Genomic DNA, 15,455 nt, shown 5'->3' with positions numbered 1-15,455 from the left:
TTATTAAATTCAGGCTGCGCATAAAAATAATTTATGTTAGATAATCTAACATTTTTTGATTCGCCACGGCAAGCGGTGTGATACATTTTCCTTGCAAGGTTGAATCTACTTTGAGAAGGAGATGTCGCGCCGTGGAGACTAAAGAGAAACCGAATGAAATTACCCGCAGGCAGTTCTTAACGACCGTTGGAAAAGTCGGAGGATCGGCGGCCGTATTCAGTGTTATGGGAACACTCGGCCTGCTTTCGCCTGAAACCGTAAAAGCAGCAGATTTCACGCCTCCCCGAAGTGGCGATTTAACGGCAACCAACCGCAATGGCAAGAAAGTCATTATTCTCGGAGCTGGTATCGGCGGTATGACAGCTGCCTACGAGCTCGGTAAAGCCGGCTACGACGTTACCATTCTTGAAGCCAGGGAACGGGCGGGCGGACGGAACTGGTCGGTCAGGAAGGGCACGACAGAAGCTGAGGTGGGCGCTTCCAAGCAGATCGCCCGGTTCGATGACGGCATGTACCTGAACGCAGGTCCAATGCGCATTCCGCAGTTTCATGTGACCATGGACTACTGCCGTGAGTTTGGTGTGGAGATGGAGCCCTTCAACAACGTGAATGACAGCGCTTATTATTATAACGAGAATGTGGGCGCGCTTTCCGGCCAGAAGATCCGCAAACGGGCTGCCAAAGCCGATATGAGAGGTTATGTTTCCGAGATGATGGCGAAAGCCGTTAATCAGAAAGCGCTCGATCTCCCGATTACGGCAGACGAGAAAATTAAACTGGTCAACTATCTCAAGGCGGAAGGGAATCTTGAAGAGGATTTATTTTACCGGGGCTCTGAACGCGGCGGCTATAAGGACGAACCGGGAAGCAGACTGGACGCCGGGGTGCTGAGAGACCCTTTTGACATGAAAGCGATCATTAATTCCGGCTTCGGCAATTTCTTCAGCAGCGAATACAGCTATGATATGCAAATGATGATGTTCCACCCTGTCGGAGGCATGGATATGATCTCCAAAGCCTTTGAGAAAAGGGTAGGACACCAGATCAAATACAAGGCGGAGGTTAAAGAAATCCGTCAGTCCTCCTCGGGAGTGCGGATTGTCTATACGGATCTGCAGAAGAATGTCGACAGAGAAGTAACAGGCGATTTCTGCATCTGCACAATCCCCTTATCTGTCCTCAAGGGCATCCCGGCAGACTTCTCGCCTAATATGGCCAAAGCGATTTCCAGCGTCGGATATGCCTCCGCAGGGAAAATGGGGCTTCAGTTCAAACGCCGCTTCTGGGAAGAGGATGAGCAAATCTACGGCGGCAATACCATGACCAATATGGATATCACCCAAATGTACTACCCGCCTACGAAATATTTTTCCAAGAAAGGCATTCTGCTCGGTTACTATGTCTTTGGTTCCAACGCCGACAAGCTGGGCAAAATGTCCTATCAGGAACGCGAAAAGCATGCCATGATGCAGGGGGCCAAAATTCATCCGCAATTCTATGATGAGTTCCAGACCTCCTTCTCGATCGACTGGAAAAAAATAAAATACAATCTCGGAGGCTGGGTATCTTATTCCGGAGACGACCGGAAGACCTACTATCCTACTCTTTGCAAGCCGGACGGACGAATCTACCTTGCCGGGGAGCATATCAGCTACATCACGGCTTGGCAGGCCGGGGCGATTGAATCCGCCCGTTCGGTTGTAACGGACATCCATCAGCGCGTGCTGAAAGACTAATAGACCATAAGGAGGAATATTATTGAGCCTGCCGAAAAAAGTCAAATTATTGATGGGCACAGCCGTCATATCCAGCTTTCTTTGTGTGAGCGCATTTGCCGCACAGGGGGATCCCGAGACCCCGAACAGATATTTGAAGGAGCCTATTAATGAAGTGGAATACTACGGAAGCCCCACTTCTTCCATCTCCAGCTCGGTCGCCATCCCTGCAGGTTCAGCCACTTTTTCGACAAGCGGTACTGTACCGCCTGTGCTCAACAAGGATGGGAAAACCGTATATGAACGATACGGCGATACCAAGACCCAGGGAATCGGCATTCTGAAGGAAATTGAAAAGCAGTTGAAGGAGCAGGATCTGACACTTGCCGATGTCGCTTATCTCCGCGTATACATCGCCCAGGATGCTCTGAAAGAAGGCAAATTTGATTTTGACGGCTGGTTCGAAGCCTATGCGCAATTTTTCAACACACCGGAAAATCCCGTTAAACCTGCCCGCTCCACACTTGGAGTCGCCGCCCTGGTCAATGCTGATTGGCTTATTGAAATTGAAGCTGTTGCCGTCTATCCCAAGCGCTACAATCAAGATTAAAAATAGAGGAGTGATCATATGCTGCAAAATATCGGACTGCCCGGACTTATGATGATTCTCGTTGTCGTTTTGATTGTTTTCGGCCCTACCAAGCTGCCGGAGCTCGGACGTGCAGTAGGACGCACGCTTCATGAGTTCAAATCATCAGCCAAGGATCTCGTTGCCGATCATAAAGAGGAAGATAAGCAAGTATAGTCTACAAATATATCTTACACAAATAAAAGGAGAAGCCCCGCTATTTCAGGGCTTCTCTTTTTGCTCTGTTTATTTCTCCAATAAAGCATCGTCTGATCCAACGCAAGGACCACCCGAATATTTGTCCAGCCGCTTGGATCAGACCGGTTCCTTCCTTCCGGCAGGACTTTTGTTCACATAGCCCCGTACCAGGAACCAGCATGCTAACGGAAATGCGCCAATGATCAGCATAAGCCAAGGAATAGCCTGCGGTGCGGAATTTGCCTGGGGCAGTACGAGCAAATAAGCGGCAATCCCAACTAGGCGTCCAATTGTCAGGGAGGTTTCCCGCAGGACAACGAATTCTTCCCGCCGTTTGACGCTTTCCTCATTGCGCCCGATCAAATCGAAGACCACCGATGTCATGGGAATAATAAAAAGCGGCATAAAAAGCGCCGTTCCGATCCCGAATATCAGCAGCGTTTCATAGCGCTGCGGCCAAAACAGCGGCAGTATGGCCGCCGTCACCGCTGCAGCCCCAAACAGCATCGCCCGGCTCCTCAAGTGCGGCCTGAGCAGCCTGCCGATCAGCCAGAAGCTGATCAAAGCAAGCAGCGAAGTGATCAGCGAGAAGCTGCCAAGCTTCTGTTCATTTCTTGTCGCCATAAAGACCAGCAGCCCGACAAGAAACATAAATACCCCGTCGCGTATGCCCTGCGCCACAATCGCAAGCGCAACGCGGCGCCAAGGGTCACCGGGAGTTTTGAGCTGCCTGAAGCCATACAGCCATTCATAGCGGCCGGCAGCCTCTCTCTTTTTGAGCCAAAAACTGAGGATCGTGGCAATGCCAAATATGATGGCCGATGCGGTATAGATTATACTGTAGCCCTGGTTACCCGTAGAAGCCGTAATAATAAATCCCGATATCCAGGGAACGACAATACCTGCACCGGAGGCAATCAGCCCTGTCCAGCCGTTGAAGCGGTCCCGGTTGGCCGGCTCCGTGATTTCAAAATAAACCACATTGTAGGCCAGCCAGAAAAATCCTTGCCCAAGTCCTCCAAGCACACCGAGCGGGATTGCATATGTAACCGCCCGGGTACCAAGCAGAAGGATAACAAAATAAAATACCCCCGACAATACAATCCCCAGCCGGAGGCTGTTCATCTTGTTATGCTCCTTGACCCATTTGCCGGCAATCCAGAACGTAAGTCCGCTAACTGTATACAAGGTGAAATGAAACCACCCGATCAGCGCTAACGATTGGCTTGCCTTCCACAGGTAAATAGGCAGGAAAGTACCCGACAAGGCTGTGGCAATCGCAATAAGCCCCTGTACCGCAAGAAGCAGAACAGCCTGCTTGTCCAAAGCCGGTCCACTGCCGGAGCGTCCGTCTCCTGCGAAGGATTCTGTCCGCAGTTTGCCTGGGGCGGATGGAGCGGACCCCCTTGAGCGGACGGCATGCTTGCTGTGCTCCAAACCTATCCCTCCCGCATGTTTGCTTTTTGAGCGTTTACCTGACGTAAGGTACCCTCAAAAGCTGCAATGCATGCCGGATTGAATAACTTCCCATTATTTTCCGTTCCCTACCTCATTTGATAATAGCTGGATCAGTCGTTCCTGCTCCTGAACCCCAAGACGCTGCTCGGTGTGAAAGCAGGAAGGGCAAACGTACAACACAATCTGGAACGGCGGCGTCAGAAGCGGCTCCGTCATGGTTGCCGGGGTCCGCGGCTTGAACTGCGCTTCCGTTATGGTTTGGGTCCCTGCCTCAAGCATGAATTCCCGGCAGGACGGACACTCCGGTGCTTCAAGCTGATCGTCGAGCAGCCGGTCCATTGCTTCTTTGAGCACCAGCTGGTCCCTGTTGTATTGGCGAAGCTCCGACAAATCAGGCGCCAGGCTTATTCCGCTCGCCTCCGCACGATCATTGCGCTCCTCCCAGTCTTCTTCTTCTCCAATCTCCTCTTCATCTTCGTCTTCGTCAATCCCGTCCAGGCCGATCTGCAGCGTCCGGTATCCGGACAGCTCATTCTCGCAATGCGGGCAATGCCGCTCCGGCCCTATTTCTTCATCCCAGACGATTTCCGTTTGGCACCACGGACAAACCGTATTTTCAACTTCCGCCATCCATTTCTCCTCCACCCTTTTATTTCGTTAAATAAAATACGCCAAGCACGACAAACAGCAACGCAAGCGCAAATAAAGTTCCCCATAAATATTTCATTAGCGTTAAGGCCCTCTCCGAAGTTTGTTGGTCTGGTACTGATCGCAATCGGCAATCAGGCAAGCGTAGCGCCGATTATATAGGAGATGGACACCGAGATAATCATGGCAATAAAGCCGACAGCCCGGTTGTCCTTCTTGATCTCGTCATCGATCCGGAATACGGGGGTCAGGAATTCAAACAGAAAATAAGCGACGATAAGCAGCAGGAAGCCGAATGTCCCCCACAATAAACTTAGATACACCGTATCGTTGGCTTGAATCGAGAACCGGAATATATTGCAGATTCCGAAAATTTTGCCTCCCGTTGCCATGGCGACGGCCATGTTCCCCTGTTTAATTTCATGCCAGCATTTGTACCGGGTTACGTACTCAAAGAAATAAAGGAAAACGACCAGTGCCAAAATGGCGACTGAAACGCAAGCAAGTGACGCCGCATAAGGATTGCTGAGCAGCGTGTCGATTTCGTTTTCCATTAAGAGCCTCCCTTTTATCCAAAAAATAGGAAACGCATACTGTTTGTTGGCATGAAGCTGAATTAACGCATTTCCGCGACGGTGACGCCGACTCCACCCTCTCCGTAATTGCCCAGTCTATAAGTCTTGACATGCTTGTGACGGCGCAAAAACTCACTGATACCCGTTCGCAGAACGCCCGTTCCCTTGCCATGAATAATGTAAACCTGGCCAAGCCCGGCAAGGAAGGATTCATCCAGGAAACGGTCAACCTCCACAATCGCTTCTTCAAGATTTGCCCCGCGCAAGTCAAGCTCCATACGCACATTCTCGTCGCGGGTCCGCTTGAGACTTGCAGCAAGCTTAGGCTGCTGGGTCTTGGCGGTTTCAGCCCGTTTCACCAGCTCCAAATCGCCGGTAGCCACCTTCATCTTCAGAATGCCAAGCTGCACCAGGGCATCGCTGCCGTTGATCTCAATGACATGGCCGCGCTGACCCAGGCTGTAAACCATGACCTCGTCGCCGGGTTCGATCCGCTGCGGCTTTTCAGCGTTCTTTGGCTTGTTGGATTTTGATTTTTTCAGCTCCGGAGCAGCTTCATCCAGCTTGCGGCGCGCGTCAATCAGCTTATGCTCCTTGACTGACGCTCCTTCCTCCATGGCAAGCTTGCGCAAATCGGAGATAATTTGCTCGGCTTCCTTTCTTGCCTTGGCAATCGCCTCATGAGCTTCCTCTTGAGCTTTGGCAAGCAGCTTGTCGCGCTGCTCGTCAAATTTGCTGCGCTCCGCTTCATGCTTCACCTGCTGAGCTTCCAGATCCTTGCGCAATCTCTCTGCCAAGTTCCGTTCGGCTTCGGCCGCCAGCCGGTTCTCCTCAAGCGAGGCAATCATATTCTCGACCCTCATATCCTCTTCACTGACCTCGCCGCGCGCCACATCGATGATCGACCGCTGAAGGCCCAACCGCTCTGCGATAGCAAACGCATTGCTTCGTCCCGGCACACCGATCAACAGACGATAAGTAGGGCTGAGCGTCTGCACATCAAACTCCATGCTCGCATTGATGATACCTTTGCGGTTATAGGCATATGCCTTAAGCTCGCTGTAGTGCGTGGTCGCAATAATGCGGCAGCCCAGCTTGTGCATATGCTCCAGTATGGCAATCGCCAGAGCGGAGCCTTCTGCAGGATCGGTTCCCGCACCCAGCTCATCCAGCAGCACCAGACTCTTGGGCGTCATATTGCCGAGTATGCGAATGATGTTGGTCAGGTGACTGGAGAACGTGCTAAGATTTTGCTCAATGCTTTGCTCGTCGCCGATATCGGCGTAAATCGCGTCAAATACACATAGCTGGCTGTTGTCTTCTGCGGGCACGAACATGCCGGACATGGCCATCAGGCTGAGCAGCCCAACTGTCTTGAGCGACACGGTCTTGCCTCCCGTATTCGGTCCTGTGACGATGATCGTCGAATACGAATTGCCGAGCTCCACGTCGGTAGGGACGACATTCTCACGGGCGATAAGCGGATGCCTGCCACGGCGCAGCTTCAAATAACCGCGGTCGTTCATGCGGGGCAGCGTCGCCCCCATCTGGTGGGCGAGTCTTCCCTTGGCAAAAGCAAAATCAAGCTCGCCAAGCACTTCCAGATCCAGCTGCAGCTCTTCTGCGTATTCCGCTGTTTGCGCGGTCAGCTTTTGCAGTATTTTCTCAATTTCGCGGGTCTCGGACAACCGCAGCTCACGAAGCTTGTTGTTCATGGCAACGATCGCTTCCGGTTCAATAAACAATGTCGCTCCCGATCCTGACTGGTCATGAACGATACCGCCAAAATGGGAACGGTACTCTTGTTTTACGGGAATGACGTACCGATCGTTTCGAATAGTTACGATAGCGTCCTGCAGCATCTTCTGCACGGATGAAGAACGGACCATTTGCTCCAGTTTTTCACGGACCCGCGCCTCCCCGCCCCGCAGTTCTCTGCGGATGCCGGCAAGCTCATTACTTGCGCTGTCCATGACCTCCGCCTGTTCGTCGATGCAATTGAGAATGGCATCTTCCAATACCTTATGCTCGGTCAGCTGCTGCGCCATATCGGCCAGCATGGGAACCGGATCATCATCATGTAGCTGAAGGACATGACGCTTTACCCGCCGCGAGCCGCGTATCGTCTCTGCGATTTCCAGCAGCTCGGCAGGATTCAGCGTTCCACCTATAATGGAGCGCAGCAAGGCCGGACGAATGTTTACGATTCCGCCGAAGGGAGCATTGCCCTTCAGACGGTCCGCTTTATACGCCTCATCCGTAGCCTGAAGCGTCAGTTTGACCGCTTCCAGATCGGAGCTCGGACGAATGGCATCGGCCACCGCTTTACCGAGCGAGGTCGACGCGTGCTGCGATAATTTATTTACTATTTTTGAAAATTCTAGTGTGTGTAAGATTTTATTGTCCAAAACGAGCACAACTCCCCTCGATTCTTATTATAGCCGATGCGTACAACGTATGCCATGACGGATGCTGCCATGAATGACAGCAGCAAAGCGGGAGACAATAATGATGCATCCCATGAAGTTAAACTATACTTCCGAAAATTACTCATTATCGATGAGTGCGGGAGTGTTGCTAAAAACACGGAGGAGGTTTGCACATGCATTTTCTGGGTCATGTCGTTCGTTTCGTCGTTTCAGCCATCGTGCTGATGATTGTTGGCTACATCGTGCCTCAGTTCAGTGTCGGCGGATTTTGGAGCGCGTTATTGCTGGCGCTCGTCATCGCAGCTCTTGGCTGGATTATCGAAGGCATCTTCGGCAAACGGGTTACCCCATTCGGCCGCGGCATTGTCGGCTTTATCGCCAGTGTCGTTGTCATCTGGATTGCCCAGTTTATCGTAGGCGGGGTGAATGTCACCTGGCTGGGTGCCATTCTGGCCGCTCTTGTAATCGGGATCATCGACTTGTTCATTCCGGTGGCCACACCGTATGATGCAGGACGGGACCGCGATAAACAGCACGCTTAAAGTTTATGGAATTCCTGGCAACAAGACCGGGTATGACGGATCGTCGTTATACCCGGTTTTGCTGTCCGGATAGAAATGGATTACTGCTAACTGCGATAACTAACGGTTACAGTGATTTTATTTGAAATGTTCATCATTTGTTCATCAGCCATTCATATGTTTGACACTGCAATTTCCAACTATTCCAGTTATAATGGAATATGCATGGTTGGCCTATAGAATAAATGGAGGGAGTTTACTTAAATGAAAAAATTATTGCTGGTGTCCGCAGTTACCGTTCTTGTGCTGATCATGGCCGCTTGCGGTTCGAACAACAGTGCCAATAACAACGCACCTGAGAACGGCGCCGCAACAGAGACAAGCGCAGCCGCCGCGAATGAAGTCGTGATCAAGGCAAGCAACTGGGAATTTGACAAAGAGGTCTACACCATCAAAAAAGGTGAAGCCACTACCGTCACCCTGGATGCAGACGGGGTTCACGGCATAGAAATTCCAGCTCTGAATGTTAAGCTGACCAATGGCAAATCGCAGGATGTAACGATTGCGGATGCAGGAGAGTATGAGCTCCACTGCAACATTCCATGCGGTAATGGCCACACCCAAATGGTTGCCAAAATCAAAGTCGAATAGATGAACGGAATTAACCTGGAACTGAAAAATCGCTCCATGCTCTTGTTGACACAATAGAGCGTGGAGCTTTTTTTGTCGATAGTTAGACCCGTTTCAGCCGAAAAAATGCCGGAAGGACGTAATCGTCCCTTCGGCATTTTTGGCTTTAACTTTCCTCGATCAGTTCAATCCATTCATTGTATTCCGTCTGCAGCTTGGAGTACTCTGTCTTCAGTTTCCCATGTTCAATCTGCAGACGCTCATGCTCGGCTTGCAAATCGATACCGGACAAGCTTGTCTCCGACGCCAGCGCCTCCAGCTCTGTGATTCTTTCCAGCAGCTGCTGCATCCGGAGTCTGGCTTCGCTGGTCTCCTCTTCACTTTGCAGCAGCTGCTCGTACAAACCGGCTTCCGCTTCGGCATGCGCGGCAGCTTCCTGCTTCGCACGCTCAAGCTCAGAGACAGCGGTGCGTTCTCTTTCCTTTGCCTCCGCTGCTGTTTCTTCGGCGATGCGCTCGGCCTCTGCCATCTGCATTCTGGCTTCATTCATCATATCGGCAGCACGTTCCTCTGCCGTCTGCAGTTTCTGGCGAAGATCCTGTTCCTGAGCGCTATGTTTCTCAAGCTCTTCCTTCAGAAGCTCCTGCTGCTCTGTCAGCTGGGCTAGCCGGTTATCCGCTTCATCTGCTGTATGCTGCGCAATGGTCAGCTGGTCACGCAGCTCCGCGAGCTGCATCTCCTGCTGCTGCAGGGCTTGGGAGCGGCGGATATCCTGCTGCTGCAGTTCGGCGAATTGACGCTGCAGCTCCTCATAGCCGATCTCGCGCTCCAGCAGATCCCGCTCGAGAATATCTACAGTCGTACGCTGCGATTCCTCGCGTTCAGCAGCCTCCATTGCAAGGCGTTCCACTTCCTGATGCTGCTCGGATAATGCAGCTTGCGCTTCATTATTGTCACGACGTACCTGCGCCAGTTTGCCGGTAAGCTGCTCACGTTCCTGCTGCCACTCCAGCGCCAGACGGTCCAGTTCCTCTGTAAGCCTGTGTTCAAGCCTCTCACGCTCGGACACAAGCTCCTCTCTGATCATCTCAGCTTGCTCTTCACCTTCGCGAATTGCTTGCTCCAGCATTGCCTGAGAGGTTTCACGCTCCTCAAGGAGATCTGCACGAGCGGCCGCAGCGGCTCGCTCCGCTTCTTCCAGCTTCGCCATCGCCGACTCGTTTGCCGCTCGTAGTGTCTTCTCTGACTCTGCCCGCTCTTGTTCTAGCTTGAATTGGGCTGCTTCCCGGAATCGAACCAGCTGCTCCTCCATCTCTGCTCTTGCTGCCGCAGCTGCCTGCTCTGCTTCCTCCAGCATCGCCTGCGCCAACTCGCGTTCATCCCGCAGCGCGGACTCGGCCGCCGCACGCTCACGCTCAAGCTCCAGTCGCGACGATCCTCTCGCCTCGGCCAACTGCTTCTCCAGCTCCGCCTTCACTGCTGCCGCAGCCTGCTCCGCTTCCTCAATCATCGCTTGCGCCAATTCGCGCTCTTCCCGATTGGTTTCCTCGGCAGCTGCATGCTCACGCTCAAGCTCCAGACGAGCAGCTTCCCGCACTTGTGCCAGCTGTTTTTCCAGCTCCGCCTTCACTGCCGCTGAAGCCTGCTCTGCTTCCGTAAGCTCCTGCTTCACCGCAGACACTGCCTGCTCCGCTTCCTCAATCATCGCTTGCGCCAACTCGCGCTCTTCCCGATTGGTTTCCTCGGCAGCTGACCGCTCACGCTCAAGCTCCAAGCGCGACGATTCTGCAGCTTCGGCCAACTGCTTCTCCAGCGCCGCCTTCACCATCGCCGCGGCCTGAGCCGCTTCCGCAAGCTCCTGCTTCACCGCAGACGCTGCCTGCTCTGCTTCCTCCACCATCGCTTGCGCCAACTCGCGCTCTTCCCGAATGGATTCCTCGGCAGCTGACCGCTCATGCTCAAGCTCCAGACGAGCCGCTTCCCGCACTTGTGCCAACTGCTTCTCGAGCTCCGCCCTCACTGCCGCCGCAGCCCGCTCCGCTTCCGCAAGCTCTTGCCTCGCCGCAGACTCTGCCTGCTCCGCTTCCGCAACCATCGCTTGCGCCAACCCGCGCTCTTCTCGAATGGTTTCCTCGGCAGCTGACCGTTCACACTCAAGCTCCAGACGAGCCCCTTCCCGCACTTGCGCCAGCTGCTCCTCCAGCTCTGCTTTTGCCGCCGCAGCAGACTGCTCCGCTTCCGCAAGCTCTTGTTTCACCGCAGACGCTGTCTGCTCTGCTTCCATCACCATCGCCTGCGCGAACTCGCGCTCTTCTCGAATGGTTTCCACGGCAGCTGACCGCTCACGCTCAAGCTCCAGACGAGCCGCTTCCCGCACTTGCTCAAGCTGCTTTTCCAGCTCCGCTTTCATAGCCGCAGCAGCTTGCTCCGCTTCCGCAATCATCGCCTGCGCGAGCTCGCGTTCTTCCCGCAGCTCCTTCTCCGCGGCTGCCCGCTCACGCTCAACTTCCAACCGGGACGATTCCTTCGCCTCGGCCAACTGCTCCTCCAGCTCCGCTTTCATAGCCGCAAACGCCTGCTCCGCCTCCGCAAGCTTTGCCTGACCAGCCGCGGCCGCCGCTGCCGCTGCGGCGGCTGTCCGCTCCGCCTCTTCCAGCATGGCTTGCCCAATTTCGCGTTCCTCGCTTAATGCCGCTGCTGAAGCCGCGCGCTCCTGCTCCAATTCGGCAGCGGCCGCTTCACGGACCTGCCTTAGCTGCTCCTCAGCAGCCAGGGCTGCCGCAGCTGCTGCGCGGTCGGCATCCGCCCGCAAACGTTCAATGCGTTCGCGCGAGGCAAGCCTCACCCGCTCCAGTTCGGCTTCAGCCGCTGCCTTGGCTTCCGCGAGCTCTGCCTGCAGCTCGGAGCGCAGCCGCGCAAATTCCAGCTGCGCTGTTTCACCTGCCGCTATCTGCTCCTCCCGCAGCTGCGCCAGCTGCTCGTCATGTACAGCACGGGCAAGCTCAAGCTCCGCTTGCGCCGCTTCCGCTGCCGCTGCCTGATCGGCGTGCAGCCGCGCCAGCGTCACGCCCCATTCAGCAGCCGCTCGTTGTGCTTCCTTGCGCGCGGCTTCGCGCTCACGCTCAAGCTCCTCGCCATGAATGGCATGGACAAGCGCAAGCTCATCCCGGGCATCGGACTGCGCTTTCTCCAGCTGACGTGCAAGCTCTGTCCGCTCCTGTTCCAGTTCTGCAGCCGCCAAAGCTGCCGCTTGCGCATGCGCCTCCCGCTCCAGCGCAAGCTCCGAGCTGAGCGACTCCTTCACATGATTAAGCTCGAGATTCGCAGCCTCGCGCTGTTGATCCGCTTCCATTGCATGATTCTCTTGCAGGCGTTCAAGCTCCGTCTGTGCGGATTCCCGCATGTTCGTCAGCTCACTGTCATGCGAGGCGAGCAGCTGCTCCGCTTCCAGACGGGCGATCTCCCTCTCCGTCTTCAACTCTTCCAGGTGGGCGTCGCGCTGTGCGGCAAGCTCCTTATCGGCCTGCTGAGCGGCATGCTCCAGCCGTCCCTGCAGAACAGAGCTTATCCGCTCCAATTCCTCGTGGGCGATTTCCTGGGCCATGGCAAGCTCGGCCTCGGCTTCAGCGAGCTCTGCAGCCGCTTTCTCCCTTACGGAATCAAGCAGCAGCTTGTTTTCCTCAAGCTCGGCAACCGCCGCGTCCCGCCGCGCCTCGATTTCCTGCATGCGCTCGTTCTCTCGGCTGAGCCGGAAAACGTCTTCCGCCATATGCACAGCAACAAGAACGGCAATTTTGGGCAAATCCAGCCTTGGATACCCTTTCGCCAATTTATGCATATTCTCATCAACCAGAGCGGCTATCCGCTTGATATATTCAGGGTTGGTATGACCGGTAAATTTAAATTGATTTCCATATATGTCAACTGTTACACGTGCGCGTTCGGCAGCGTCCATGAGGGCATGTCCTCCTAAAAAGTTCTCGAAGCATCTGATCTTCGAAAGCGTAAGCTAAACCAATTCGATCTATTGCCTTACAAGCTGCACACGATGCCTTTCGTCCAAAACCCGCTGTTTGCCCGGACACGATCCATCCGCTGGCCGTTCTTCTTAACCAAAGCTTAACAAACGAATAACAGACGAAGCCGCATCGATATCGGTTCGCAATGAACTAATTCGATGCGGCTTCGCTTATCTCCTGCCTATTTACGCAATTCTGCCCCAAAAGAATCTTCTAATTTTGTGACAACGCGCTGATGGAGATCCGTTACTTCTTCATCCGTGAGCGTTCGCTCGCCGTGGCGGTAAATCAGCGAGATGGCAACGCTCTTCTTATCTGCTCCAAGCCTCTCGCCCGTGTACACATCGAACACATTCACGGACTCCAGCAGCTCGCCCGCGGTATCGCGCGCAGCTTCAAGCAGTCTGCCTGCCGGCAGCGCGCTGTCGATCACTACGGCGATATCCCGCTCGATCGAAGGGAAGCGCGGGAGAACCTTGTATGCAATTTTGAATGCTGCCGCATCGTACAGCGGACCAAGCTCAACCTCCAGCACATAAACATCTGCCAGATCATGTTCATGCTGCAGCGTTGGATGAAGCTGGCCGATGTACCCGATCGTCTCGGGTCCACGCTCGGTTGTCAGCACGACTGCTGCCGTGCGACCGGGGTGCATATGCTCAGGCTGTGCAGACTCATAATGGATCAGTCCGCCAATGCCAAGTATATGAGTGACGGTTTCCATTACACCCTTCACATCGTAGAAATCCACGGCTGCCGGCTTCTGATTCCAGCCTGCCTCATTCCGGCTGCCGGTAAGAAGAACGGCCAAGCGGTGCTTCTCATGCGGGAGGCGTGTCAGCAGCTCTTCATCGGTATGGAAGACGCTGCCGATTTCGAAGATCGCCAGATTGTCGTTCTTGCGGTTGCGGTTATAGGCCGCCACCTCCAGCATTTGCGGTAGCAGGGCGGTCCGCAGCACGCTCCGGTCTTCACTCATGGGCAAGGACAATCTGACCGGCTGAGCGCCCTTGTCCGAGAGGGAAGGGAACAGCCGCGTCCGGTCCGGATGCGTGAAGGAATAGGTCATAACCTCATTCAATCCGGCATCGGTCAGTCGCCTGCGCAGCTCACGGCGGATGGCCTGCGGCTTGGTCAGCGCGCCGGGAGTGGATGGGCCTTCGATCGCGGTAGTCGGGATTTCATCATAGCCGTGCAGACGCGCGACTTCTTCAATAATATCCACGTCGCGGGTAATATCTCCCCGTCTGGACGGCACATTTACCGTGAACACGCCATTGGGCCCGAACTCAAACGGAAACTGCAGGCGACCGAAAATAATCTCGGTCTCCAGCTTCGAAAGTTCTGTGCCCAGATAACGGTTGATCTTATCCAGCGTCATCGTGACAACCACTTCCTCCGGCGAATCGGCTAGCTCTTCGACAATCCCTTCAAGCACAAGTCCTTGCGCATATTTCGCCATGAGTGAAGCAGCGCGGTCGAGCGCGGGAATAACACGTGCAGGATCCACGCCCTTCTCGAAACGGATGCTGGATTCCGAGCGAAGCCCTACCTGACGCGAGGTTTTGCGGATGGTTGCGCCGTTGAAGCGGGCAGATTCGAGCAAAATATTGACTGTGCTGGCGGTTACCTCCGAGGATGCGCCTCCCATGACGCCGGCAAGGGCAAGAGGCCGCTCCCCGTCTGTGATGAGCAGCATATGCGGCTCCAGTTTGCGCTCCTGATCATCGAGCGTGACAATGGTTTCCCCTTCGCGGGCAAGGCGTACGACAATGCTGCCGCTTTCCACCTTGTCGGCATCGAAAGCATGCAGCGGCTGTCCATACTCCAGCAGCACGAAATTGGTTATATCGACCACATTATTGATTGGCCGGACTCCGGCCGCTATCAGACGATTTTGCATCCACTGCGGCGACGGACCGATCTTCACGCCCTTGATGTACCGGGCGGCATAATGCGTACAGTGCTCCTCCGCCTCAATGTTCACCGTGATATGGGAGGAAGCTTCCTCCGCCGCATCGCTGACCTTCGTGTCCGGCAGCTGAACCGGTCTCCCTGTCAGCGCTCCGACCTCATAAGCCACGCCCAGCATGCTCAGACAATCAGAACGGTTAGGCGTCAGGTCAAGCTCCAGCACTTCATCTTCAATGGCAAGCACATCCAGTATGGATTTTCCGACTGCCGTTCCTTCCGGCAGCACCATGATCCCTTCCTGCTGATCCTTGGGGAGCAGCTTCTCATTCAGGCCAAGCTCCTTCGCCGAACAGATCATGCCCTGCGATTCCACGCCGCGCAGCTTGGCCCGTTTGATGGCAAAGTCGCCTGGAAGCTTCGCTCCAACTACAGCCACGGGAACAAGCTGCCCGGCTGCAACATTCTTCGCGCCGCATACAATCTGCAGCGGTTCCCCTTGACCGACATCCACCGTACACACGCTCAGCTTATCCGCATCCGGGTGCTTCTCGCGGGTCAGCACATGACCGACCACCACGCCGGTGATCCCTTTGTTGCGTTTCTCGACAACATCGATTTCGATGCCCCCGCGCGTCATGAGCTCTGCCAGCTGTTCCACGTCAAAGCCCGACAGATCGATATATTCATTTAACCATTTATAAGATACGTTCATCTGTTTGA

At 54.5% G+C, this 15,455-nt stretch carries 11 protein-coding genes; 5 read left to right on the top strand and 6 right to left on the bottom strand.

The genetic code is table 11. The features are described 5' to 3' along the window. The first annotated feature begins 131 nt into the window (after nucleotides 1-131). From AC0YNV_RS17040 to AC0YNV_RS17030, 3 genes are read left to right on the top strand one after another with little or no spacing between them, the layout of a single operon-like run. Nucleotides 132-1,736 (top strand): flavin monoamine oxidase family protein, encoded by a 1,605-nt coding sequence (locus AC0YNV_RS17040; protein WP_210045586.1) that lies wholly within the window; start codon nucleotides 132-134, stop codon nucleotides 1,734-1,736. 22 nt (nucleotides 1,737-1,758) lie between these two features. Further along, nucleotides 1,759-2,325 carry a RidA family protein gene (locus tag AC0YNV_RS17035; RefSeq protein ID WP_475769116.1) on the top strand — a complete coding sequence of 189 codons (567 nt, stop codon included), beginning with the start codon at nucleotides 1,759-1,761 and terminating at the stop codon, nucleotides 2,323-2,325. An 18-nt stretch (nucleotides 2,326-2,343) separates the two neighbouring features. Next, the gene (locus AC0YNV_RS17030; protein ID WP_210045585.1) at nucleotides 2,344-2,520 is read left to right on the top strand and encodes a twin-arginine translocase TatA/TatE family subunit; all 177 of its coding nucleotides are present in this window, start codon (nucleotides 2,344-2,346) and stop codon (nucleotides 2,518-2,520) included. A gap of 138 nt (nucleotides 2,521-2,658) precedes the next feature. Here AC0YNV_RS17030 and AC0YNV_RS17025 read toward each other — a convergent pair whose 3' ends face one another. From AC0YNV_RS17025 to AC0YNV_RS17010, 4 genes are all read right to left on the bottom strand, one after another. After that, nucleotides 2,659-3,978: an MFS transporter gene (locus AC0YNV_RS17025; protein WP_475769115.1), complete on the bottom strand. Its 1,320-nt coding sequence runs from the start codon at nucleotides 3,976-3,978 to the stop codon at nucleotides 2,659-2,661. Between the two features lie 93 nt (nucleotides 3,979-4,071). Beyond that, nucleotides 4,072-4,629, bottom strand: coding sequence for a hypothetical protein (locus AC0YNV_RS17020; protein ID WP_475769114.1), 558 nt, complete (start codon nucleotides 4,627-4,629; stop codon nucleotides 4,072-4,074). A 152-nt stretch (nucleotides 4,630-4,781) separates the two neighbouring features. Continuing rightward, the gene (locus tag AC0YNV_RS17015; RefSeq protein ID WP_475769113.1) at nucleotides 4,782-5,201 is read right to left on the bottom strand and encodes a DUF350 domain-containing protein; all 420 of its coding nucleotides are present in this window, start codon (nucleotides 5,199-5,201) and stop codon (nucleotides 4,782-4,784) included. 62 nt (nucleotides 5,202-5,263) lie between these two features. Further along, entirely contained in the window at nucleotides 5,264-7,630 is a 2,367-nt protein-coding gene (locus AC0YNV_RS17010) for an endonuclease MutS2 (RefSeq protein ID WP_475769112.1), read from the bottom strand. Nucleotides 7,631-7,824: 194 nt separating this feature from the next. Here AC0YNV_RS17010 and AC0YNV_RS17005 point away from each other — a divergent pair, with 194 nt between their 5' ends. Beyond that, nucleotides 7,825-8,193, top strand: a complete 369-nt coding sequence (locus AC0YNV_RS17005) for a phage holin family protein (protein WP_210045580.1) — start codon at nucleotides 7,825-7,827, stop codon at nucleotides 8,191-8,193. A gap of 243 nt (nucleotides 8,194-8,436) precedes the next feature. Next, on the top strand, nucleotides 8,437-8,823 hold the full coding sequence (locus AC0YNV_RS17000) for a cupredoxin domain-containing protein (RefSeq protein WP_475769111.1): 387 nt from the start codon (nucleotides 8,437-8,439) through the stop codon (nucleotides 8,821-8,823). A gap of 145 nt (nucleotides 8,824-8,968) precedes the next feature. On the opposite strand, the gene AC0YNV_RS16995 is transcribed toward AC0YNV_RS17000, so the two are convergent. After that, nucleotides 8,969-12,757, bottom strand: coding sequence for a hypothetical protein (locus AC0YNV_RS16995; RefSeq protein WP_475769110.1), 3,789 nt, complete (start codon nucleotides 12,755-12,757; stop codon nucleotides 8,969-8,971). Nucleotides 12,758-13,002: 245 nt separating this feature from the next. After that, nucleotides 13,003-15,447 carry a phenylalanine--tRNA ligase subunit beta gene (pheT, locus tag AC0YNV_RS16990; protein ID WP_475769109.1) on the bottom strand — a complete coding sequence of 815 codons (2,445 nt, stop codon included), beginning with the start codon at nucleotides 15,445-15,447 and terminating at the stop codon, nucleotides 13,003-13,005. Nucleotides 15,448-15,455 lie beyond the last annotated feature (8 nt).

Source organism: Paenibacillus sp. JT31N11, from assembly GCF_056269285.1.
Note: the sequence above shows the minus strand (reverse complement) of the source record. Positions and strands in the feature narration are given on the sequence as shown.

Bases quoted from the DNA above. Each gene is read 5' to 3' on its own strand.
- AC0YNV_RS17030 (WP_210045585.1), top strand. From the start codon at position 2,344: ATGCTGCAAAATATCGGACTGCCCGGACTTATGATGATTCTCGTTGTC.
- AC0YNV_RS17015 (WP_475769113.1), bottom strand. From the start codon at position 5,201: ATGGAAAACGAAATCGACACGCTGCTCAGCAATCCTTATGCGGCGTCA.
- AC0YNV_RS17000 (WP_475769111.1), top strand. From the start codon at position 8,437: ATGAAAAAATTATTGCTGGTGTCCGCAGTTACCGTTCTTGTGCTGATC.
- AC0YNV_RS17020 (WP_475769114.1), bottom strand. From the start codon at position 4,629: ATGGCGGAAGTTGAAAATACGGTTTGTCCGTGGTGCCAAACGGAAATC.
- AC0YNV_RS16995 (WP_475769110.1), bottom strand. From the start codon at position 12,757: ATGGACGCTGCCGAACGCGCACGTGTAACAGTTGACATATATGGAAAT.
- AC0YNV_RS17005 (WP_210045580.1), top strand. From the start codon at position 7,825: ATGCATTTTCTGGGTCATGTCGTTCGTTTCGTCGTTTCAGCCATCGTG.
- pheT (WP_475769109.1), bottom strand. From the start codon at position 15,447: ATGAACGTATCTTATAAATGGTTAAATGAATATATCGATCTGTCGGGC.